The 21,432-nt window shown below is 35.6% G+C and carries 20 protein-coding genes; 10 read left to right on the top strand and 10 right to left on the bottom strand.

The annotated features are described in order from the left end of the window. Window positions 1-16: 16 nt before the first annotated feature. The 10 genes from ACTCAF_RS06610 to ACTCAF_RS06565 all read right to left on the bottom strand — a co-directional run bounded on the left by ACTCAF_RS06610 (window position 17) and on the right by ACTCAF_RS06565 (window position 10,943). A complete protein-coding gene (locus ACTCAF_RS06610) occupies window positions 17-295 on the bottom strand; it encodes an FmdB family zinc ribbon protein (RefSeq protein ID WP_463062507.1) in 279 nt (92 codons plus the stop codon). Window positions 296-400: 105 nt separating this feature from the next. Next, complete coding sequence (locus tag ACTCAF_RS06605) at window positions 401-679, bottom strand: RNA-binding S4 domain-containing protein (protein ID WP_463062506.1); 279 nt, start codon at window positions 677-679, stop codon at window positions 401-403. Between the two features lies 1 nt (window position 680). Beyond that, window positions 681-1,592 (bottom strand): SurA N-terminal domain-containing protein, encoded by a 912-nt coding sequence (locus ACTCAF_RS06600; RefSeq protein WP_463062505.1) that lies wholly within the window; start codon window positions 1,590-1,592, stop codon window positions 681-683. Beyond that, window positions 1,522-2,526, bottom strand: a complete 1,005-nt coding sequence (locus ACTCAF_RS06595) for a peptidylprolyl isomerase (protein ID WP_463062504.1) — start codon at window positions 2,524-2,526, stop codon at window positions 1,522-1,524. The genes ACTCAF_RS06600 and ACTCAF_RS06595 overlap by 71 nt, the downstream gene beginning before the upstream one ends. A gap of 10 nt (window positions 2,527-2,536) precedes the next feature. Then, on the bottom strand, window positions 2,537-5,866 hold the full coding sequence (gene mfd / locus ACTCAF_RS06590) for a transcription-repair coupling factor (RefSeq protein ID WP_463062503.1): 3,330 nt from the start codon (window positions 5,864-5,866) through the stop codon (window positions 2,537-2,539). Continuing rightward, complete coding sequence (rfaE2, locus tag ACTCAF_RS06585; protein WP_463062502.1) at window positions 5,863-6,345, bottom strand: D-glycero-beta-D-manno-heptose 1-phosphate adenylyltransferase; 483 nt, start codon at window positions 6,343-6,345, stop codon at window positions 5,863-5,865. Before rfaE2 ends, mfd begins: the two co-directional genes overlap by 4 nt. Window positions 6,346-6,348: 3 nt before the next feature. Next, complete coding sequence (locus ACTCAF_RS06580) at window positions 6,349-6,945, bottom strand: D-sedoheptulose-7-phosphate isomerase (RefSeq protein WP_463062501.1); 597 nt, start codon at window positions 6,943-6,945, stop codon at window positions 6,349-6,351. 20 nt (window positions 6,946-6,965) lie between these two features. Continuing rightward, on the bottom strand, window positions 6,966-8,264 hold the full coding sequence (locus tag ACTCAF_RS06575) for a PhoH family protein (RefSeq protein ID WP_463062500.1): 1,299 nt from the start codon (window positions 8,262-8,264) through the stop codon (window positions 6,966-6,968). After that, entirely contained in the window at window positions 8,257-9,213 is a 957-nt protein-coding gene (locus ACTCAF_RS06570; RefSeq protein WP_463062499.1) for an ADP-ribosylglycohydrolase family protein, read from the bottom strand. Before ACTCAF_RS06570 ends, ACTCAF_RS06575 begins: the two co-directional genes overlap by 8 nt. Before the next feature lie 14 nt (window positions 9,214-9,227). Next, a complete protein-coding gene (locus tag ACTCAF_RS06565) occupies window positions 9,228-10,943 on the bottom strand; it encodes a hypothetical protein (protein WP_463062498.1) in 1,716 nt (571 codons plus the stop codon). 122 nt (window positions 10,944-11,065) lie between these two features. On the opposite strand from ACTCAF_RS06565, the gene argB reads away from it, so the two are divergent. From argB to ACTCAF_RS06515, 10 genes are all read left to right on the top strand, one after another. Continuing rightward, complete coding sequence (gene argB, locus ACTCAF_RS06560; RefSeq protein WP_463062497.1) at window positions 11,066-11,944, top strand: acetylglutamate kinase; 879 nt, start codon at window positions 11,066-11,068, stop codon at window positions 11,942-11,944. Beyond that, window positions 11,941-12,555, top strand: coding sequence for a protein-L-isoaspartate(D-aspartate) O-methyltransferase (locus ACTCAF_RS06555; RefSeq protein WP_463062496.1), 615 nt, complete (start codon window positions 11,941-11,943; stop codon window positions 12,553-12,555). Before argB ends, ACTCAF_RS06555 begins: the two co-directional genes overlap by 4 nt. 88 nt (window positions 12,556-12,643) lie before the next feature. Beyond that, window positions 12,644-13,579 carry a sigma-70 family RNA polymerase sigma factor gene (locus ACTCAF_RS06550; protein WP_463062495.1) on the top strand — a complete coding sequence of 312 codons (936 nt, stop codon included), beginning with the start codon at window positions 12,644-12,646 and terminating at the stop codon, window positions 13,577-13,579. Then, the gene (locus tag ACTCAF_RS06545; protein WP_463062494.1) at window positions 13,579-14,760 is read left to right on the top strand and encodes a M24 family metallopeptidase; all 1,182 of its coding nucleotides are present in this window, start codon (window positions 13,579-13,581) and stop codon (window positions 14,758-14,760) included. Before ACTCAF_RS06550 ends, ACTCAF_RS06545 begins: the two co-directional genes overlap by 1 nt. Beyond that, window positions 14,760-15,881, top strand: coding sequence for a M20 metallopeptidase family protein (locus ACTCAF_RS06540; protein ID WP_463062493.1), 1,122 nt, complete (start codon window positions 14,760-14,762; stop codon window positions 15,879-15,881). Before ACTCAF_RS06545 ends, ACTCAF_RS06540 begins: the two co-directional genes overlap by 1 nt. A gap of 34 nt (window positions 15,882-15,915) precedes the next feature. Further along, entirely contained in the window at window positions 15,916-16,974 is a 1,059-nt protein-coding gene (gene dprA, locus ACTCAF_RS06535) for a DNA-processing protein DprA (protein WP_463062492.1), read from the top strand. 25 nt (window positions 16,975-16,999) lie between these two features. Further along, window positions 17,000-17,416: a DUF494 family protein gene (locus tag ACTCAF_RS06530; protein ID WP_463062491.1), complete on the top strand. Its 417-nt coding sequence runs from the start codon at window positions 17,000-17,002 to the stop codon at window positions 17,414-17,416. Between the two features lie 17 nt (window positions 17,417-17,433). Beyond that, entirely contained in the window at window positions 17,434-19,782 is a 2,349-nt protein-coding gene (gene topA, locus ACTCAF_RS06525; protein WP_463062490.1) for a type I DNA topoisomerase, read from the top strand. Continuing rightward, the gene (gene trmFO / locus ACTCAF_RS06520; RefSeq protein WP_463062489.1) at window positions 19,760-21,082 is read left to right on the top strand and encodes a methylenetetrahydrofolate--tRNA-(uracil(54)-C(5))-methyltransferase (FADH(2)-oxidizing) TrmFO; all 1,323 of its coding nucleotides are present in this window, start codon (window positions 19,760-19,762) and stop codon (window positions 21,080-21,082) included. The genes topA and trmFO overlap by 23 nt, the downstream gene beginning before the upstream one ends. Continuing rightward, window positions 21,079-21,432: tyrosine-type recombinase/integrase (locus ACTCAF_RS06515; protein ID WP_463062488.1), on the top strand; the 354-nt coding region annotated here is incomplete at its 3' end. The genes trmFO and ACTCAF_RS06515, both read left to right, overlap by 4 nt.

Below are 21,432 nucleotides of genomic sequence, written 5' to 3'. Positions count from 1 at the left end.
AGGGGGCCTTCCCCCTTTATTTATTTTCGCTTGCAGGACAGCTATTGCATTTAGGGGAATCAGGTGATGCTGATGAGCAGGAAGTTTCTTTGTTTGCACTGTTACCGTTTGATTTCCCCTTGTAGTCGGTTACATACCAGCCTCCCCCTTTTAGGTGAAAACTTGACAGGGAGATTATCTTTTTTGCATCTTGCCCGCACTTGGGACATTTTCTGATTTCACTTGAATCAGATAGCTTTTCCATAAGTTGAAAGAGGTTATCACACTTTGTACATCTGTACTCATAAAGTGGCATTTTATCTCCTCCTTACTAATATTTTTCAGCGAATAATATGTTTAAAATGTGCAAAAAATCAAGAATAAATTACCTTGATGCCCATAAAAAAGCCGTTATGATGGCTTACAAGATATCACTTACATCTTTTGGTTTGTACTCAAGAATTTCAATGTAATTTTTGAGCTCCTTTTTGGGAATATTCCCTTTTTCAGGTACTTCGAGTACTTTTACTTTTTTATAAAAATTCCACATATTTAGCTCTATAATATCGCCAATCTTTACGTTGTATGACGGTTTGGCTTTTTTGCCATTTACAAAAATAAATCCTTCTTCAGCAGCCTCATTGGCAACTGTCCTTCTCTTTAGCAGGAAGGAGATTTTCAAAAACTTGTCCAGCCTCATCTTAGTTCATATATTTTACAAAGATTGTTTTTTTATGTTCGGCTAACCAGTTTTCATATACTTTTTGGTACTGTTCCTTTTTAAGGGTATCAATTATTTCGCTCCTAATTTTTTCATCTATGTCATACTTTGTTTTATAATTTTCAATATAAAAGTATTTGATTACGTCCCCTTCTTCTACAACAACAATTTCCCCCTTCTTTTTGTCTTTTAGTTTTTCTCTAAGGTTATCAGGTAGAAACCCAAGCTTTAATGAGCCGATATATCCACCTGACTTGGCTGATTTATCGCTGGAGTATTTGATTGCAAGATCAGGAAATGAAAGTTTTTCTATTTCTTTTTCTATATTTTCCTTATTTTTTTTATCAGTAACAATCATTCTTAGCTCAACGGTATCATCAAGCTCAAGACTTTCCTTGTTTTTGTCAATATAATTTCTTATATCCTCTTCTGAGACTACAATTTTGGGCAAAATTACCCTTGAATTGAGCCTTGCATTAATAATGTCCATTTTAATTTGCCATTTGTATTTTTGAAAAGTTAGGTCTTCCTTTTCAAGGAGCTCAGTTAACTGCTCCTTAGTAATATTGTTTTTCTCAAGTATTTGATTTATTGCCGTATCAACTTCATTTTCGCTTACCTTTATCCCTTCCCTCTCGGCAGCAATCTCAATTGTGTATTGATTTACAAGGAAATCAAGCACGCTTTGATAATATTTTTTTAAAAGTTCGCTTCGTTTTTTTTCGTCATTAACAGAGTATATCTCCTTTACTTTTTTGGGATTAAAAGACTCAACTTCATACTGAGTGATTATTTTGTCCCCGACTATAACAAGAATCTTGTCAATTGTCTTTGCTTGAATTGTCAAACTTAAAAGTAAAGTCAGGATAATTGATAATTTTAATTTCTGCATTTGCTCTTAGCTCCTTTATTAATGTTTCTATTAATTCTTTTTGTTTTATTTCGTATACCTTTGGATAAATTTCGCCAGTAGCTTCCTCAAAGTTAACTCTGGAGCTTGTCTTTGATATGTCTCTTAGAGAGAATATGTGGTAGCCGTAATCTGATTTTATTACAGGGCTAACCTGCCTTATACGCATTTTTTTTACATATTGAAATACTTGAGGCAAAACGTCTATATCAACATAACCCATATCTCCACCTTTTTCTGCATAAGAATCCTCGGAATAGTCTTCAGCAACTTTTTTAAAGGAATTTCGCTGTCTTAAAAGCTCCCTGGCCTTATCTGCCTTTTGTTTGTCGGTAGTGAAAATATGCCATACAAGGTAAAGGGTCTTTTGTTCTTCATTAATAGATAAGTTATCATAATAATTTTTCAGGTCATCTTCACTTATTTTTAAATTTTCTTCAATAACTTTATTCAAATATTTTTGAACTACCATATTCTCATAAATGACTTTTTCAACTTGAGATAAATTGGGCTGTACTCTGCCGCTAAATATGTTGATATTTTCATTTTGAAAACCTTTGTTAAATTTTTCCAGTACATTTTTGACCTTTTTTCGGTCAACTTTTACTCCGGCTTTTTCTGCTTCCTTTAACAGAAGGACATGATTGATAAAATCATTTAAAATCTTATCTTTTATTGCCTTGTTTTCAGTTTCGTTATCATCCATTTCCTGTATTATATAGTAAGCATAGTTAATTATATCTTCATTGAAAAATGACTGATTATTTATTGTTAAAACAATATTTTTTTCAGATATCTGCCCACTTTTTTCGCTATCATCTACCTTATCCGGCCCGTTGCAACCAAACAATAAAGCAGCCGCTAAAAATATAAAAAATCTTTTCATCAAAATTTTACCGCCACCAATACAATACATATTGGATTATTTATTTTGCCAACAATTCGTTATTTTTCAGCATTTCTTTCAAATAATCAAGCACTTTAATGGTATCATTAAACAATTTTATTTTTTCCTCAGCTCTGACTGTAAATTCAAAGTTTCCTGAGAATAGACCTTTAATATCATACCTATTTATTGCATTTAAAAACATTGCTGGTTCAATAAATGATGAATTTTCATTGAAGATAAGCTTAATTTTACGAGGTAGAATAACAGCCTTTACAATGTTAAGATATGAGGCAATATTTCGAAGGAGCATGATATATAGAAGATTTTCAACTGTTTCAGGTATTTTACCGTAAATTGCATATATCTCATCACTGATTGAAGCTAATTTCTCAAATGTGTCAATTTCAGAAATTTGGTTGTAATAATTTATCCTTACTTTTGGGTCTCTTATGTATTCAGCAGGTATAAAGTAAGTATATGACGATTGGATTTCGGTCTTTTGAGTATTTGTCTTAATCCCTTTCAGTTCATTGACAGCCTCCTCAATAAGCTGCAAATATAATTCATACCCAATATTTACAACAAATCCGGATTGTTCGGCTCCAAATAGGTCCCCTGCACCCCTTAGTTGCAAATCGTAAGAAGATATTTTAAATCCGCTGCCAAGATCGTTTAATTGCTCTATTATTTGTATTCTTTTTTTGGCTATCTGGGAAAGACTGTTAAAGTTTTTGATATAAAGGTAGCAATAGCCCCTTTTTGCAGACCTGCCTACCCTCCCTTTTAGCTGATAAAGCTGTGCAAGGCCAAAATTTTCAGCATTTTTAATTATAATTGTGTTTGCATTGGGCACATCGATACCATTTTCAATAATAGTAGAACAAACAAGCACATCTGTTGATCCCTCATAAAATCTTTCCAGTGATTTTTCCACAATATTTGAGCTCATTTGTCCATGAGCAATATCAATTTTTGCAAAAGGGACAAGATTCTTCAGCCACATGGCCGTTTCGTTTATCTTTGTTACATTGTTTTCAAGGAAAAAAACTTGTCCGCCTCTTTTCAGTTCATATTCTATTGCTTGCCTTATTTCTTCGTCAGATTTTACAAGTTTTGTTATTACTGGCAGCCTGTCTACAGGGGGTGTTTCTATGACACTTATGTCTCTTATGCCGGATAAAGACATCTGCAAAGTCCTGGGTATTGGTGTTGCGCTCATTGCCAAAACATCTATGTTGGACTTCATATTTGTAATTTTTTCTTTGTGGGACACTCCAAATCTCTGCTCTTCGTCAATAATTAACAATCCAAGGTTTTTGAATATCACATCTTTTGAAAGCAGTCTGTGCGTTCCAATTATTATATCGATTTTCCCTTCAGAAAGGTTTTCTAAAATTTCCTTTATCTCCTTTGAGGTTCTGAATCTGGAGATATAATCTATCTTGAAGGGCAAGTTTTTCATTCGGGAGGTAAATGTGTCGAAGTGTTGCTTTGCAAGAATTGTAGTAGGGCATATTAAAGCGACCTGCTTTCCGCTGGAAGCGGCTTTGCAAGCTGCTCTTACAGCGACTTCAGTTTTCCCGAATCCAACGTCACCGCAAATAAGCCTGTCCATAGGCTTTTCAGACTGCATGTCGGAATATACGTCATATATGGCGCTGAGCTGGTCTTCAGTTTCCTCGTATTCAAAAGTATTTTCAAGAATATTTAAGTATGTATTGTCTTCGTCTTTATATACTATCCCCTTGGTTGCTTTTCTTTCTGCATATAGTTTTAAAAGATCCATTGCAATTTTTCTTGCGCTTTTTCTTGCTTGTTGTTTGAGATTTGCCCATTTGGCACTTTTAAGACTGTTCAGTTTTGGTGCAATACCGGTTGAAGCAAAATATTTTTGTATTTGGGAGATACTGTCAATAGGGACGTAAAGTATTTCTGAATCGCTATATTCAAGTTCAAGAAAATCCCCTTCTACACCACCTATATTTTTATGTACAAGCCCTTTGTATAATCCTATTCCATAGTCGATATGAACAACAAAATCACCTGGCTGCAAATCGGTTATGTTTGTTTTAAAAGCATCTTTTTTATTCTGTTGTTTTTTTCTTTTTTTGGAAAAACCAAATATTTCAAAATCACAGGCCACGAAAATTTTATTTTCATCATCGATAAATCCACCTGAAAACCTTTTTTTTACGTAGTAGCATCCGGGTTTTTCAATTTTATCAAAAGACTCAATCAAAACAGGAAAAATGTGGTGGTCAGCAAAAAATTTCAGGAGAATCTCTTCAAACTTTTTATTTTCAATGGCGATTATGATTTTATAATCCTTGTATTTTTTTACAAAATTAATAAAATCTTCTGCAGACTGATAGATATTGTTTTTTTCGTATCCAAGTTTGAGGGAGGTATTTTTAAAGCGCTCAACTGTTGAAGGTTTGTCACTGTAATCAACAAGAATCTGTAAGTTTTGACTTGCTATTTTCTGGATATCCCTCTTTGAAATAAAATTGTTAAGTAGTTTTTCATCTAAATTATGAAGCTTTTCGATGAGGTTATCATAAAACCTATCTATATAATTTTCTATGTCGGCAAAAGCGAAAAACAATAAATTATCTGACATGGAATATTCAAATACTGAATCCATCTTTTCATAAATATGGGTAGCATACCAGAAATATCCGCCAAATTTCCCGAATGTCCTAAATTTTTCTTTTAGTGTTAAATACTGAATCTTATTAACTATTTCGTCCAGTTCACAAATAAGGTCAGCTGAAGGCAGCAGCATAAGGCAGTTAATGGTATTTAGTCGCTTAAAAGTTTCAATATCGTAAGTATAAATATGCTCTATTTCATTGTCAAAAAATTCTATTCTTACCGGTTCCGTGAAATTTATGGGGAATATATCAAAAACATCCCCTCTGAAAGTAAATTCACCTTTGTTGGTAACTACTTCGACATTTACATAACCCAAAACATCAAGGTAATAAGCGATTTCCTCCCTTGTTAGCTCATCGCCTAATCTAAATTCCAGAATAGAATCAAAAAAACTTTTTTTTGGGGGTAATAGCTTAACAATACTATAGAAAGTTGACAGTATTATCTTGCCGGTCTTACTGGATATTTCATAAAGTGTTTTGCCTCTTTCACTTACAATCTCCGGAAGGACTCTGACCATTTCAAAAGGTTCGATTGTATATTCCGGGAATGTCAGCAATTTTTCTTCTCCAAGAAAAAAAGTTAAGTCCGTGAGGATTTTTTCATACTGCTGACGGTCTTTTGTGACCAAAAATATATTTTTATCGCTTTCAACCTTATCTCTTAGAAAATAGGCGAGGGATGCTCCCCAGAGATTGGAAATTATGTTCATTTACAGTATCTTTTAATTATTTCCTCTATGGTATTGGTGGTTGCAAAATTATCTTCAAAATTCAAAGATAAAACCTTCCCCCCCTTTTCAAGAACAATATCCGAGCCTACAATTTCATTTGCTTTCCAGTCACCACCTTTAACCAGGATGTCGGGAGCAAGAAATTTAATCAGATTGTAAGGGGTATCTTCATCGAAATACGTAACATAATCCACAGGTTTGAGTCCTGCAAGCATTTCCATCCTTTCAGATAGCCTGTTGATTGGCCGTTTGTCCCCTTTAAGACGTTTTACGGACGAGTCGCTATTTACTCCGACCACCAGGATATCACCGAGTTTTTTTGCCTCCTCAAGGTATCTTAAGTGACCTATATGGAGAATATCAAAGCAACCGTTGGTAAACACCACTGATTTTTTAATGGAGTTTAAAATTTCCTTTAACTCTTCAGGTTGTTTTATTCTGTCTCTTGCTGATAACATAATTTATTGTCCTGACAAAACTGATGAAAACCTTCCAAACATTATTTCATCTACAAGTTCACAAATGATATGGGCTGCCTGAATGTGTATTTCCTGTACTCTGGCAGTTGTGTTTGAATCTACATTGAAAATGATATCGCAAAGTCCGTTCATCTTTCCACCATCCTTGCCGGTAAAACCTATAGTTTTTATATTGTTTTTTGCAAGATATTTTAATGCCCGCAAGACATTTTCAGAGTTGCCACTGGTAGAAATGCCAAGGGCTATATCGCTTTCATTGACAAGGGCCTGTACCTGCTTCAGGAAAATATCTTCAAACGAATAGTCGTTACCTATGGATGTAATGATAGATGTGTCTGTGGTAAGTGCAATTGCAGGAAGCGGAGGTCTTTCCATTTTAAATCTGTTTACAAATTCTGCTGCTATGTGCTGAGCATCGCTTGCAGAGCCGCCATTTCCGAATATAAATAATTTTCCGCCTCTTATGAATGTCTTTGCAATTTCCGCCGCTATGGCCGACAGTACCGGCACACTTTCCGCAAAGAACTTATTTTGTGTTTCCTGAATCTCTTCAAAAATGTCAGTTATAAACTTTTCCATATGTTTTTCCTAAAATTTTATTAAAGTTTCTGGGCAGCTTTTGTAGCAAGAAGCGACCTCTCCCCTTTAAGAAGTGAGACAGTCGCAGCTATCTCATCGTCCCTGAACCTATCCATAACATACGTTAGGCCATTTGTATAGTAGTCAATATAAGGGTTGTCAATCTGATTTGGATCGCCTGTGAGAACGATCTTTGTACCTTCTCCTGCCCTTGTAAGTATTGTCTTGATTTCATGAGGAGTGAGATTTTGGGCTTCATCCACGATAAAGTACTGATTCGGTATGCTTCTGCCCCTTATGTAAGTAAGGGCTTCTATTTCTACAAGATTTTGCTCAAAAAGCTCCTTATAGGTAGAGTCTGCATTGCTGTTTTCAAGAATAAAGTTCAGATTGTCGAAAACAGGTTGCATCCAAGGGGCAAGCTTGTCTTTTAATTCCCCCGGCAAAAAGCCGAGATCTTTTCCCATAGGGAATATTGGTCTTGATACCAAAAGTTTTCTATATTTTTTCTCATCTATAACCTCTGCCAAACCAGCAGCTATGGCAAGGAGTGTTTTACCTGTGCCGGCAATCCCTGCTACACACACAAGTTTTATAGAATCATTTGTAAGGGCGTCATAAAAAAATCGCTGCTCAGAATTTCTGGCAATTACCCCCCACAGCCCATCTTTAAATTCTTTTATTTTAACAATACTGTCAGTTACTTTGTCATATCTGACCAGTACGCTTTTTTTGGAATTTGCCTCTGATTCAAGTCTCATATATTCATTTGGCATAAATTCACCGTCAAGTTTTACAGTTTCTCCCTTGTATAACTTATCAATAATTTCATCCTTAGGTGTTATTACACGGGTGCCTTCGAAAAATTTATCTGTTTCAACCTTGTCTTTTTCATAGTCTATAGATTTGATTCCAAGTACATCAGATTTGATTCTCAGGTTTGCATCCTTTGTAACGAAGACTACATCTTTATCTTCATTTTCCTGCAGCCATTTTGCTACAGAGAGGATAAGATTGTCAGCTTTATCTTTTATAAGGTCGGATGATATTTTTGTCTGGATATGATCATTGCAGACATTTACCCTTACAGTGGTGCCGTTTTCAATTTTGACCCCTTTATTTAACTGCCCGTTTTTTCTCAGTTCATCAAGGAATCTGCCGATATACCTTGCGTTGTATCCAGTCTGATCCATATTTTTTTTAAACATGTCAATCTCTTCAATTACCATGATAGGTATGTTTACGATATCGCCATTAAATCCGTATATTGCATTGGGGTCGTAAAGCAGGACATTGGTATCAAGAACATAATTAATCATTCAAATCCTCCTGAAAGAATATTTTCAGCGCCTGAAATTTAGATATTACTTTGAGTGCCGCTTTTCTGTAAGGTTCATATATTTCTGTAAAACCATATGTTGCACCTGCAATTGCTCCGGTCACAGCGGCAACAGTATCTGCGTCGCCGCCAAGATTAGCCGATTTGACAACTGCCTCATAAAAATTTGTTGATTCAAGATTGACAAAAATAGCTGTTTGGAGAGTAGTTACACAATAAGCGGTAGTAGTGTAGAAAACCGGCTTTTCAAATATTTCATTTATATCATTAATCACGCCAGAATACTTTTGCTGTGCCATTTTCATGGAATCCTCGAGGCTTATGCCGTAAATAAGCTGTTTGAGAATGTAGTTATATATTATATTTGTGAATATACTTACAGGGTGTCCATGTGTAACTGCACAGGATGCAGCGCTTGCTTCTTCAAGCGCCCTGTCCGTTTTGTCAAGATAATAAGCCGTTAGAATGCAAGAGCGCATCAGCGCACCGTTTCCGTTTGTGTTTCGGTTGTTTCCTGCAATTCCAGTAAGCAGTGCCTGTTTTGTTGTCTCTCCATATCCAAAAGACTTGCCTGCCAGCGTGTAGTAGCCGTTTAAAAACCATTTCAAATAATGCTTTCTTTCATTTTCAGGGTTGACATTACCGCCTGTTTCAAAAAGTGATGTGGCAAGTGCTATCAACATTGATGTATCGTCACTCCATATTTCACCAATTTTTGAAATATAATCCCCTTTGAGATTTAATGGTGGATACGGGCTAATGTTCCCTTTTTTCCTCTCAAGGGGGAGTCCCAGCATATCGCCTATAATATTACCGGCAATCATTCCTTTGATTTTATCTTTTATAGCAAAATTTTTTTCATTCAATACGTTAAGAACTTCCTGAGAGTGAAGGCAGTCGGAAACCCGGTCAAAGTTTTCATTTGACATTTAAATATACTCCGTTAAAGCAGTTTTAATTTATTTTTTGTCAGGATAAATGTTTTATCACTCAAAATAATTTCAGGAAACCTCAGTCCGGAATAGACAGGGATTTCGTTTATTGTGGCAAACTCTATTGCATATGATAAAAGTGAAATGTTGTCGGAGATTATTGGTTTCATTGAATTTAAAATACTTAAATCATTGTAAATTGAAACCTCTTCAAAGTCAGCCTTTAAATCTTCCTTGTGGAAAAAACTCAATATGTCGTATTCATTTTGTGATAAAAGCTTTGAAATGATATTTTTTGCAATATTTTCTGTCTCCTGTATATCTTTTTCAAAAATTTCGTAGGGGATTATCTGCATCTTAAATCTTTCATTCTGCCATTTTTTAAAAAAATATGTAAATTGCGTATTGCCGTAATATGAATCAGAGACAAGCCCTTTAATGTCGTTGTATTCGAGGAAGTAAATATTGTCCTTAAATTTTATTTTTGAATCCCTTAGCAGGTTGTCAGCGAGTTTTTCAAAGACTATATGTATTTTTTTAAGTAGTGCTATAAGGGTGTTGGACAGATTATCTCTAAGCAGAAGAATTTGGTGAATGTTTTTTATCAAGGATTCAAGCTTGCTTTTCTTGAAAAACTTTAGCCCCGAATAAATTTTAACTGCATCGGATAATTGCATGGGGGACTTTATTGATGTGGGTGAAAGTGTAATAAAGTTTGGACATAAATCAAACGATAAGGGTATTTCAAAGGTTTTATCGCTAAAAAACGGGCTTTGCTTTCTTGTCTTATAAATTAGCCTTAATGTGTTTTCAATATTTCCTGTAATATCATATATTTTGGAAAAAAGCTCTGAAAACATCAAAAAGATCATCTGGGCTGACATAAACCCAAGGGATAAAAGCTCTAAAAATTCCTGTTCAAATATATATTTCTCGTCAATGTTTTCTGTTTTCTGCCCTATTTCTTCAATGAATCCATTTATCTCATTTGTTGTAAGCTCTAAAGAAGATATTTTAGGGATTTTCAATTTTTTATTTTTTTCTTTTATATATCTGAATTGGGCATAGTTTAATTTTAAAAAGGTATCATTTGTGTTCATTGATTCAAATGCCATAAGATATGTACTCATGCTACCATATACCTTTCCCCATAGTAGCTTTAAAGAGGGGGAGTAAACCTTAAAGTTTGCATGGGCAAAGATTACTGACATCACTTCAGGGATATTTGTCAGGATTGATGAGGCTAAAGGGGAAAGTGTGTGAGGGAAAACTTCTTTAAAAAGTGAACAAAAATACAAATTTTTATAATCTGCTATATCCTGTCTGAAAAGGCTGTATTCAACCTGGGACAAAGGTCTGTTTATTTTCAGTGCTGCTTTTGGGTCTTTTTCCCCAATATCTGAAACAAGATTCAAATCGACAATTTCCCATGTCTCATTAACAATTTTACAGGTAAATGGTTGGTTTATATTTTTTTCTATATCAGACAGCATTTCGGAAATTTTGCTTAAATGACTTTCTTTTAAAAACTTTTCCCCTTTTAAGACTCTGACAAAATCTTTATAAATTCCTTTAAGAAGAATAATTTTATTTCCATTAAATTCGATAAGGTGGTAGCCTTTGTTGTCGTAAAAATAGTTGGAGCAGGTAATTAGGTGCCCTTCATCAAAATTTTCGGCAAATTTTATGTTCAAAGATTCGATTATTTTTTTTATATCTTCTCTCATATAAATCTTTTACAACATCAAATGGTCCAAATCAACAACAATCGCAATAATTGTATTGCAGTTTTGTCCAAAAAAAACTAAATACAGGAAAAATAACAAAATTTTTTCAAAAAGAGGATATTATGGAAAAGCTTATTGAAAAGGCTTCAGTCCTTGTGGAATCTTTGCCTTATATCAAAAAATTTTATGGCAAAACAGTAGTGATAAAGTATGGTGGTCACGCCATGGTGGACGAAGAGCTGAAAAACAGCTTTGCCAGGGATATTGTTTTGTTAAAATATATAGGTATTGTGCCTGTAATTGTTCACGGTGGCGGCCCTCAGATTGGAGAAATGCTGAAAAAACTCAATATTCAAAGTACATTTGTGTCAGGTATGCGTGTAACGGATAAAGAGACAATGAATATTGTTGAGATGGTCCTGGCAGGTAAGGTAAATAAAGATATTGTTAATCTTATAAATAAAAATGGCGGCAAGGCAATTGGTTTGTCAGGTAAGGACGGTGAGCTTATAAAGGCTAAAAAACTCTTTGTCAACGAAGAGAATGAGTTTGTAAAGACACCTGAAATTATTGACCTTGGTCACGTTGGTGAAGTTGAAAGTGTAAACACCAAAGTTATAGATGCAGTGAAAAATGAATTTATTCCAATAATTGCACCTGTAGGTATAGGAAATGATTTTGAGCTGTATAATATAAATGCAGATCTTGTGGCAGGTTCTGTGGCATCTGCCCTTAAAGCGGAAAAATTGATTTTGCTTACCGATGTGAGGGGGATTCTTGACCGGGATAAAAATTTATTGTCAACTTTGAATAAAAACACAATTGATGAGCTTAAAAAGACCGGTGTTATTCAGGGGGGGATGATTCCTAAGGTGGATTGTGCACTTAATGCCCTTGAAAGTGGGGTAAATAAAGTGCATATAATTGATGGAAGAGTAAAACATTCGGTACTTCTTGAAATATTTACCGATACCGGAATAGGGACACAGATTACGTTATGATTTATTCGAAGGTGCCTGAAAAGTTTTTAAAAGAGATTGTGGCAGAAAGCTGCTTTCAAGATGAGTCAATAATAGAAGCTTTTGTAAAAGTTCCAAGACATAAATTTTTGGATGAGGCCCTTTTCGCCCTTGCCTATCAGGACAATGCACTTCCGATAGGATTTGGACAGACTATTTCAAAACCTTCCACAGTGGCATATATGACTTATTTGCTTGAATTACGTCCAGAAGATGAAGTCCTCGAAATAGGGACAGGTTCTGGTTTTCAGGCAGCAATTTTGTCAAGGCTTTGCAAGATGGTTTATACAGTAGAGAGGATACCTCAGCTTTATCAGAGGGCATCTTCCATATTAAGAAGCCTTCACTTTGGCAACATAAGGTTTAAGATTGATAATGGCAAAGTTGGCTGGGAGGAGAATGCGCCATTTGATAAAATCATTATTACGGCAGGGCATACCGAGATACCTGAAGCACTTGTAAGCCAACTCAAAGAAGGGGGAAAAGTTGTGCTGCCACTGAATAACGAAATAGTGGTGGGTATTAAAGAAAATGGAGAGATAAAGCTGAAGTGTACCAATAGGCAGTGCAAATTTGTTGATTTTGTTTCATAGCAAGCGAATTTTATTAAATAAATTGTAAACTTTATAATTTCCTGTTGCCTTTTGATGATTTTTTTGCTCTAATTGTCCGGGGGAAAGCATGAATGAGGAATTTAAAGACGACTTAATTCCTGAAATTTCTGAAGTTGACTCAGATGAGCTTGATAATTGTGACAGTGAATCTTTGCAAGAAATAGAAAGTAAAGACCTCGAAGTATTCAAAATATATCTCAATGAGATAGCAAGTATCCCGCTTTTAACCAAAGAAGAAGAAATTGCTCTTTCAAAAGAGATACAGAAAGGGAATCTTCAAGCAAAAGAAAAAATGGTTAAGGCCAATCTGAGACTGGTCATATCTATAGCCAAAAAATATCTGGGCAAAGGGCTTGCGCTTGAAGATATTGTCAATGAAGGGAATATAGGGCTTTTAAAAGCAGTCGAAAAGTTTGATTACAAGAAAGGCTTTAAGTTCAGTACTTATGCTACCTGGTGGATAAGACAGGCGATTGAAAGGGCAATTACCAATCAGTGCAGGACAGTGAGGATACCTGTTCATATGACAGAAAACATAAATAGAGTATTGAGAGTACAGGCGGAGTTTCAGCAGAAAAAAGGGCGCGAACCTACTATGCTTGAACTTTCAACTGCCTGCAAAATGACTCTTTCTACATTAAAAAAGGTCTTTGATGCACTGCAGCAGGATACTTCTCTTGATAAGGGGATTGGCGAAGGGGATAATGCCACACTTCATGAAATAATTCCTGATGAGAACACTAACCTCGACCCTTATAAGATTGTTGAATCAAAGAGCCTTAAGGCGCTTATTATGAAATGGATGGAGTTTCTTACTGAAACAGAGAGGGAGATTATTGCAAGGCGCTACGGACTAAATAGTGATGAGCAGGAGACACTGGAAGCAATAGGCGATGATTTGGGGATTACAAGAGAGAGGGTGAGACAGATTGAAAAACGTGCTCTTGGCAAACTTAAAAATTTCATAAAGACAAAAAATATCAAAGTTGAGGAGTTAATGTAATGATTGTTTCAAAAGGCGAATTAGATTTAAGATTAAACAGGTTTAAAAAGAATCTTTCGGAAATTGACCCCGACTGGGAAGCTTGCTTTATATTTGGCAAATTGAATATGTACTATTTTACCGGGACAATGCAAAATGGTGTCTTTTATATTCCAAGAGACAATGAGCCTGTGTTGTATGTAAGAAAAAGTTATGAACGAGCTTTGGAAGAGTCAAGATTTGAAAAAATTGTCAAAATAAACAGTTTCAGGGATATTGCTGAAGATATAGGGTATGAGTTTCAAACGGTGCATATTGAAAAAGAGGTGGTGCCTGTGGCACATCTTGAACGATTTAATAAATATTTTAATGCCAAAAAATTCAAATCTCTTGATATGGCAGTTGCAAAAAGCAGAGCGGTAAAAACCGATTTTGAACTTGAACTTATGAAAAAAGCAGGCGAAATTCATAGAAAATTTATGGATGAAGTAGCGCCTAAAATTCTTGTTGAAGATATTTCAGAGGCTTTGTTTGGAGCAAAACTTTTGCAGTCTGCTATTGAGTTGGGCAGTTTTGGGATTACGAGGATGGGTTCGTTTAATGCAGAGCTTTATCTTGGTAATATATGTTTTGATGAAAGTGGCAACTACTATAATTCATTTGATGGCCCTGCAGGGATAAGAGGGCTTAGTCCTGCTGTTCCGCTATTTGGCAGTTTTCAAAAAAAACTTAAGAAAAATTCTGTTGTCCTTGTTGATACCGGCTGCAACTATGAAGGCTACCATACCGACAAAACATCTATTTATGCATATGGAAAAATTCCTCAGCAAGCATACGATTACCATAAAAGATGTGTGGAGATACAAAATATGGTGGCTGAAATGCTGAGGCCTGGCAATATCCCTGAAGAGATCTATTTGAAAGTGATGAATAAGGTAGATGAAGAATTTGACATAAATTTTATGGGTTTTGGCCCTAACAAAGTAAAATTTTTGGGGCACGGGATAGGGCTTGTTATAGATGAATATCCAGTTATTGCGAAAGGTTTTAAGGAGCCTTTGGAAAAAAATGTTGTAATGGCAATTGAGCCTAAAAAGGGGATAGAAGGTTTTGGTATGGTGGGGATAGAAAATACATTTGTTGTTACTGAAAACGGTGGTGTTTCACTTACCGGAAATAACTTTGACATTATAAATGTATAATGAATTTGTACGAGATAGTCAGAAAACATTCAAAACAAATAGCAAATACCCTGAAGGTCCTTGAAGAGCTGGCAGAGCCTTCGTTTAAAGAATTCAAGACGACTGAGTATATAGTTTCTGAGTTAACTTCTGCAGGGGTTTTTGAATTTACGAATTTAAAGACCGGATGTTTTGGGACAATAGATTCTGGGAAGGACAAAACCATTGCCATCAGGGCAGATATTGATGCTTTGCCTTTTAACGATGAAAAATCTGTTTACAGGCATCTTTGTGGTCACCATTTTCATACAGCTGCGCTTCTTGAGACAATAAAGATAATAAAAAAAGAGAATATCAGTATTGGGACTAATCTGAGATTTATTTTTCAACCTGCTGAGGAGGTTGTAAGCGGCGCAAGGTTTATGATTGAAAACGGTTGCATGGATGATGTGGCTGAAATTTATGGTTTGCATGTTGACCCTGAGCTGTATATTGGGGAAATTTATGTTGAGCCTGTTTCAGTTATGGCTGGTGCAAGGCATTTTGACATTGAAATAACCGGTAAAAGTACCCATGCGGCTTATCCTCATCTGGGGGTTGACACGATAGCAGCGGCTTCAAATTTTATTACAGGTGCTCAAAGTATTGTCTCAAGAATGGTTGACCCGTTAAAAAATGCTGTTATTACATTTGGTGCTATCAGCGGGGGGAGCGCATGCAATATAATACCTGAATTTGTCAAAATAAAAGGTACTTTCAGGTTTTTTGATGAAGAAGTAAACCATATTATTGAAAGTAAACTGAAAAAACTTCTTGATTCGGTTGACGTATTTTTTGGGACTAAGAGCCGAATTGATATTGATGACGGTACAAAACCAGTAACAAACGATAAGAACCTGTCATGCAAGATTAAAAATATTTTATCGAATGACAGGTTTACTTTTTATCCGTCGCAACACTTATCCATGGGGGGCGAAGATTTTTGTTTTTACAATGAATTTGCTCCAGCTTTGTTTATCAAATTTGGTATAAGGCGTTCTCAAGAGATAGTTTCCATACACAATAAAAATTTTTGCGTGACCGTAGAGCCTCTTTACGAAGCAGTTTATTTATGGCTTAAAATTTTGACTGCCGGGGTGTGATATAAACTTTGAGCTTATAAAAAAATATTTTAAGTTGAAAAGGATAAAGGGGTTATCTGACAGGCAGGTTTTTTCAATTTTTGAGCATTTCGGGACATTTGACAGGGAATTTAAAAAAGATGAACTTGTTGAAATTGGCATAAAAGAGGATATTGCTGAAAAAATTGTGAAAATAAAAGACCTGGAAGATGATTTTGTAGATGAAGAGTTAAAGCTTATCACCAAGCACGGAATAAAGGTTTTTACATTAGAAGATAAGGATTATCCGGCAGAATTAAAAAATATTTATGACCCACCCATTTTTCTTTTTGCTTACGGCAACATTGACTTATTATCAAAACCCAAAATTTCTATTGTTGGTTCAAGAAAATCAACTGAAAGAGCAAAAAATTTTTCTTATAAGATAGCAAAGGATTTGGCAGAAGCAGGGATAAATGTGGTAAGCGGTTTTGCAGCTGGAATAGATATTCATGCCCACATAGGGGCAGTTGAAAAAGGGAGCACGACTGCTGTGTTTGGGTGCGGACTTTTGACAGTTTATCCTGCCAGCAATAAACGGTATTTGAAAAAGATATTGAAAAATGGTGTAATACTATCAGAGTATTGGCTTAATGAGCCACCTAACCGGTATAATTTCCCCAAAAGAAATCGGATAATAAGTGGCCTGAGTATGGGGACTCTTGTGGTAGAGGCTTCCAAAAAGAGCGGCTCTCTTATTACAGCAAAGCTTGCACTTGAGCAAAACAGGGAGCTTTATGCAGTGCCTGCATTTCCTGATTCCATCAATACAGCGACAAATTTTTTACTAAAGAGCGGGGCACATCTGGTCGAAAATTATCTTGATATTATAGAGAATACGCCACAGCTGTTTAAGGAATTAAAAATAATTGACAAAAAGCAGTCAGATAATATTATAGGGCTGACAGAAAAAAATAAAACAATATACGATATTATAGCACGTGAGCCTTCTACTTCCAACGAGCTGGTAATAAAAGCCAAAATGGAGTTTATGGAAATTATGGCTATACTGACGGAGCTTGAAATGGAAGGTTTTATAAAAAGAGGGCTTGACGGAAAATATTATATATATTAATTCACTTACATTTAGCGGGGTGAAAATGGATAAATTGGTTGTTGCATTGAATCTTATAATGGATTTTATAGATTCTAATACTTTTGTAAATGAGCAGGACATTGCCGACTTTTTATACAGTACCGGTTTTGATGACTATGAGATCAGGCAAACCTTGTCGATGCTTGATTTTGATACTTATGAAGGTGTACCAATTATAAGGCAGTTTTGTGTTTCAGAGAGGAATAAGCTTACTCAGGATGCCATGCTTTATCTTCAAAAGCTTATGCTTACAGGGTTTCTCGATTTGATTGCTATGGAAGAAGTAATTGAAAAGGCAATGGATGCAGAGATCTCGAAAATTGATGCAGAAAACATAAAACAGATAATTTTATATACACTTCTTGAAAAGAAATCTCTTTTAAAGCAGGATGTAAAATCTGAAGAAGATCCTATTAATTAACAGTCTGAGGTTTTTCAATGTCAAAAAATAATCTGGTAATTGTTGAGTCCCCTGCCAAGGCAAGGACTATAGAAAAATACCTTGGCAAGGATTTTAAAGTTCTTGCAAGTGTTGGTCACGTAAAGGATTTACCTGAAAAGGAATTGGGCGTCGATATAGAAAATGACTTTACCCCTGTGTATAAAATTATAAAGGGGAAGAAAAAGGTTATCGACCAGCTTAAAAAAGAGGCTGAAAATGCAAAAAATATTTATCTTGCTCCAGACCCGGACCGTGAAGGTGAGGCGATAGCGTGGCATATAAGCGAAGAGATAAAGAAAAAAGCAAAGAATATATACAGAGTTCAGTTTAATGAAATCACTAAAAAAGGGGTAACTGAAGGGATAGCAAACCCGAGTGAAATAAATATCAACCGGGTTAATGCACAACAATCCAGAAGGATTCTTGACAGGATTGTGGGTTATATGGTGAGTCCTTTATTGTGGAAGCCTTTGAAATACGGTTTGTCTGCCGGAAGGGTACAGTCAGTGGCCTTAAGGCTTATTTGTGAAAGGGAAGATGAGATTGAAAAGTTTGTCCCAAAGGAATACTGGACAATAACAGGTTATTTTAATCTGGAAGACTTTATTATCAAAGCAAGACTTGAGAAGAAAAATGGCAAAACATTTGAAATAAAAAATAAAAATGAATGCGACAGGGTACTTGATGAATTAAAAGTAAATGAGCCTGAAATCGCTAAAATAGACAAGAAGACAGTAAAATCTTCTGCACCTCTGCCATTTATCACCTCAAGACTCCAGCAGGAAGCAATCAGGAAACTTGGCTTTTCAGCAAAGAAAACAATGATGATAGCCCAGCAACTTTATGAGGGGGTTGACTTACCGAACGAAGGCCCGGTTGGCCTTATAACATATATGCGTACTGACTCCACGAGGGTATCTGAAGAATCTGTAAAAGCGGCTAAAGATTATATTAAAAATGCTTTTGGAGATGAGTTTGTTGATAATACCAAGAAAAAAGGTTCTGCTTCTGCGACAAAGATACAGGATGCCCACGAGGCAATAAGGCCTACCGACCCTTTGAGAACACCTGAAAGTTTAAAGAATTTTTTGAATCCTGACCAGTTTAAATTATATAATCTTGTATGGCAAAGATTTATAGCAAGCCAGATGGCTGATGCCGAATATTATTCCACAAGTGTGTTTATCAATGTTGGAGATTATGAATTCAAAGCTTCAGGCAAGGTCTTAAAATTTGCAGGTTTTACCAAAGTGTATACAGAGGCTCCTGAAGAAAATGGTCAGGAAGAAGAAAATTTATTTTATGACTTGAGTGAAAATGATAAACTTACTGTAAATAGGTATGAGCCCAAACAAAATTTTACGACCCCTCCACCGAGATATTCTGAAGCGACGCTTGTAAAAACTCTGGAACAAAAAGGGATAGGAAGACCAAGTACTTATGCAAGCATTATATCTACTTTGCTTGAAAGGGATTACGTAGTAAATAACCAGAAAAAATTATTCCCAACCGAGCTTGGGAGGATAGTAAACAGTCTGTTGGTAACCAACTTTAATGATATATTTGAAGTAAACTTTACGGCGAGGATGGAAGAGGAGCTTGATGAGATTGAGGAAGGCAAACTCGACTGGAAGGATGCGCTAAGAGAATTTTATAATAAATTTGCGCCGGAATTAAGTGAAGCAACAAAGCACCTTAAAATGAATCTTACATTAAAGGATATGAAATGCCCCAAATGTGGAAATGAACTTGTAATTAAATACGGCAAAAATGGACCTTTTGTCGCATGCAGTACATATCCTGAGTGCAGTTTTACATCAAATTATAAAAGGCTTGAGAATGGAAAGATAGAACTGATAGAAACCGTGCCTTATGAAGAATCAGGGATTGCTTGTGAAAAGTGCGGCAATATGCTTGTATTTAAAAGGAGCAGATTTGGGGAGATTCTTGCATGCTCAGGATATCCTGAATGCAAAAACATAAAAAACTTTGTAAGAAAGCCTGATGGTAGTTTCATTGTCTTGAATAAGGATGATAAATTAAATGACAAATGCCCGGAATGTGGCAAAGAGCTTGTGGTAAAAGCCGGCAGAAATGGTATGTTTGCAGGCTGCAGCAATTATCCAGAATGTAAATTTACCTCAAATATTACCGTTGATCAGGAAGGAAATCTTAAGGCTCTCATCCTGAAAGTTGCAAAATTAAAGTGTGAAAAGTGTGGAGCTGAAATGGTATTAAAAAAGAGCAGGCGAGGGATGTTTTTTGCCTGTAAGAATTATCCGGAATGTAAAAATACCAAATCTGCTATAAAAACAGAAGACAATGAAATTATTCCAAAAGCCTGATGTAATAGTTATCGGGGGAGGGCTTGCCGGCAGCGAAGCGGCACTTTTCCTTGCGTCAAAAGGGATTAAAGTAAGCTTATATGAAATGAGACCGGTAAAGAATACCGAGGCACATGAGACAGACCTTCTGGGAGAGCTGGTTTGTTCAAACTCACTAAAATCCGAATCTCTTGATACAGCCAACGGACTTCTTAAGGCAGAACTTTTGCTTCTCAACAGCACACTTATTGATATTGCGCATAAGACGAGAGTTCCTTCGGGCAGTGCTCTTTCAGTTGACAGGACAAATTTTGCGTCCCGGATTACAGAGATGATCGAGAATAATCCAAATATAATGGTCATAAGGGAAGAAATTTCAGAAGTTGATTTTGATATCCCTACAATCATTGCAACGGGTCCGCTGACATCATCAAAAATGGCTGAGAAACTGAAAAATCTTTTTGATGCGAAGCTGTATTTTTATGATGCAATTTCTCCCATAGTGGATGCAGAAACAATTGATTACGAAAAGTGCTTTTTTAAAAGCAGGTACGATAAAGGTGAAGCTGATTACCTTAACTGTCCAATGGATAAGGATGAATTTTACAAATTTTACAATGAATTGATTAATGCAGAAAAGGTTGAGTTTAAAGATTTTGAAAAAGGTGCGGTCTTTGAAAGATGTATGCCTATTGAAGAGATGGCAAGAAGAGGGGAAAAGACTCTCACTTTTGGGCCTATGAGGCCTGTTGGTTTACGGCATCCCGAAACTGGGAAAGAATATTATGCTGTTGTGCAGCTCAGAAAAGAGAATAAAGAAGGTACAGCTTACAATATTGTGGGATTTCAGACAAAAATGAAAATAGGTGAACAAAAAAGGGTATTCAGAATGATACCCGGTCTTGAAAATGCAGAATTTTTAAGATATGGCTCAATCCACAGAAATACATATGTAAGAAGCCCCGGCAAATTAAATCATAATTACAGGTATTTGGAATCTGATTTTCTTTATATTGCAGGCCAGCTTTCAGGGGTAGAAGGCTATGTGGAGTCAATTGCAAGCGGACTTAATGCTGCAATAGACCTATATCTGAATTTAAAAGGTAAAAAAGAGCTTAATTTGCCGGAGGATACTGCTATGAGAGCTCTTGGAAACTATGTAAGTACTGAAAAAGATGGTGAATTTTCCCCAAGCAATTTTCATTTTGGTATGCTTTCTCCACTTGAGAAAAAGATAAGAGACAAAAAATTGAAAAAAACATTGATGAGTCAGCGTGCACTTGACAATTTACTAAAATATGTGAAATCTCTTGATTTATGAATATAGAAGAGGCTGTAGGCAAGTTTACGGTTTTTGTGCAGGTTGAAAAACGGTACAGTGAGCACACCCTGAAATCTTATCTTAACGATATAAATGATTTAATACTTTATTTGAAAAATATAGAAAACATCGAGGATATTTCTTATTACAGTCTTAGGGGATTTGTAAACAGTCTTTATGAAAGAGGGCTCAGCAAATCTACTATTGAGAGAAAAATTGCATGTATGAAATCGTTTTTCAGTTTTCTTGTGAAAAGGGGTTTTATTGAAGACAACCCTTCAAGGCTTTTGAGGTTTCCTAAAAAGGAGCAGAAGCTTTTTAAAGTATTTAACATCGACGACATATTAAAT

The sequence above is a fragment of the Deferrivibrio sp. genome (assembly GCF_055117995.1).
Note: the sequence above shows the minus strand (reverse complement) of the source record. Positions and strands in the feature narration are given on the sequence as shown.

Bases quoted from the DNA above. Each gene is read 5' to 3' on its own strand.
- ACTCAF_RS06610 (WP_463062507.1), bottom strand. From the start codon at position 295: ATGCCACTTTATGAGTACAGATGTACAAAGTGTGATAACCTCTTTCAA.
- ACTCAF_RS06605 (WP_463062506.1), bottom strand. From the start codon at position 679: ATGAGGCTGGACAAGTTTTTGAAAATCTCCTTCCTGCTAAAGAGAAGG.
- ACTCAF_RS06600 (WP_463062505.1), bottom strand. From the start codon at position 1,592: ATGCAGAAATTAAAATTATCAATTATCCTGACTTTACTTTTAAGTTTG.
- ACTCAF_RS06595 (WP_463062504.1), bottom strand. From the start codon at position 2,526: ATGTATTGTATTGGTGGCGGTAAAATTTTGATGAAAAGATTTTTTATA.
- mfd (WP_463062503.1), bottom strand. From the start codon at position 5,866: ATGAACATAATTTCCAATCTCTGGGGAGCATCCCTCGCCTATTTTCTA.
- rfaE2 (WP_463062502.1), bottom strand. From the start codon at position 6,345: ATGTTATCAGCAAGAGACAGAATAAAACAACCTGAAGAGTTAAAGGAA.
- ACTCAF_RS06580 (WP_463062501.1), bottom strand. From the start codon at position 6,945: ATGGAAAAGTTTATAACTGACATTTTTGAAGAGATTCAGGAAACACAA.
- ACTCAF_RS06575 (WP_463062500.1), bottom strand. From the start codon at position 8,264: ATGATTAATTATGTTCTTGATACCAATGTCCTGCTTTACGACCCCAAT.
- ACTCAF_RS06570 (WP_463062499.1), bottom strand. From the start codon at position 9,213: ATGTCAAATGAAAACTTTGACCGGGTTTCCGACTGCCTTCACTCTCAG.
- ACTCAF_RS06565 (WP_463062498.1), bottom strand. From the start codon at position 10,943: ATGAGAGAAGATATAAAAAAAATAATCGAATCTTTGAACATAAAATTT.
- argB (WP_463062497.1), top strand. From the start codon at position 11,066: ATGGAAAAGCTTATTGAAAAGGCTTCAGTCCTTGTGGAATCTTTGCCT.
- ACTCAF_RS06555 (WP_463062496.1), top strand. From the start codon at position 11,941: ATGATTTATTCGAAGGTGCCTGAAAAGTTTTTAAAAGAGATTGTGGCA.
- ACTCAF_RS06550 (WP_463062495.1), top strand. From the start codon at position 12,644: ATGAATGAGGAATTTAAAGACGACTTAATTCCTGAAATTTCTGAAGTT.
- ACTCAF_RS06545 (WP_463062494.1), top strand. From the start codon at position 13,579: ATGATTGTTTCAAAAGGCGAATTAGATTTAAGATTAAACAGGTTTAAA.
- ACTCAF_RS06540 (WP_463062493.1), top strand. From the start codon at position 14,760: ATGAATTTGTACGAGATAGTCAGAAAACATTCAAAACAAATAGCAAAT.
- ACTCAF_RS06530 (WP_463062491.1), top strand. From the start codon at position 17,000: ATGGATAAATTGGTTGTTGCATTGAATCTTATAATGGATTTTATAGAT.
- topA (WP_463062490.1), top strand. From the start codon at position 17,434: ATGTCAAAAAATAATCTGGTAATTGTTGAGTCCCCTGCCAAGGCAAGG.
- trmFO (WP_463062489.1), top strand. From the start codon at position 19,760: ATGAAATTATTCCAAAAGCCTGATGTAATAGTTATCGGGGGAGGGCTT.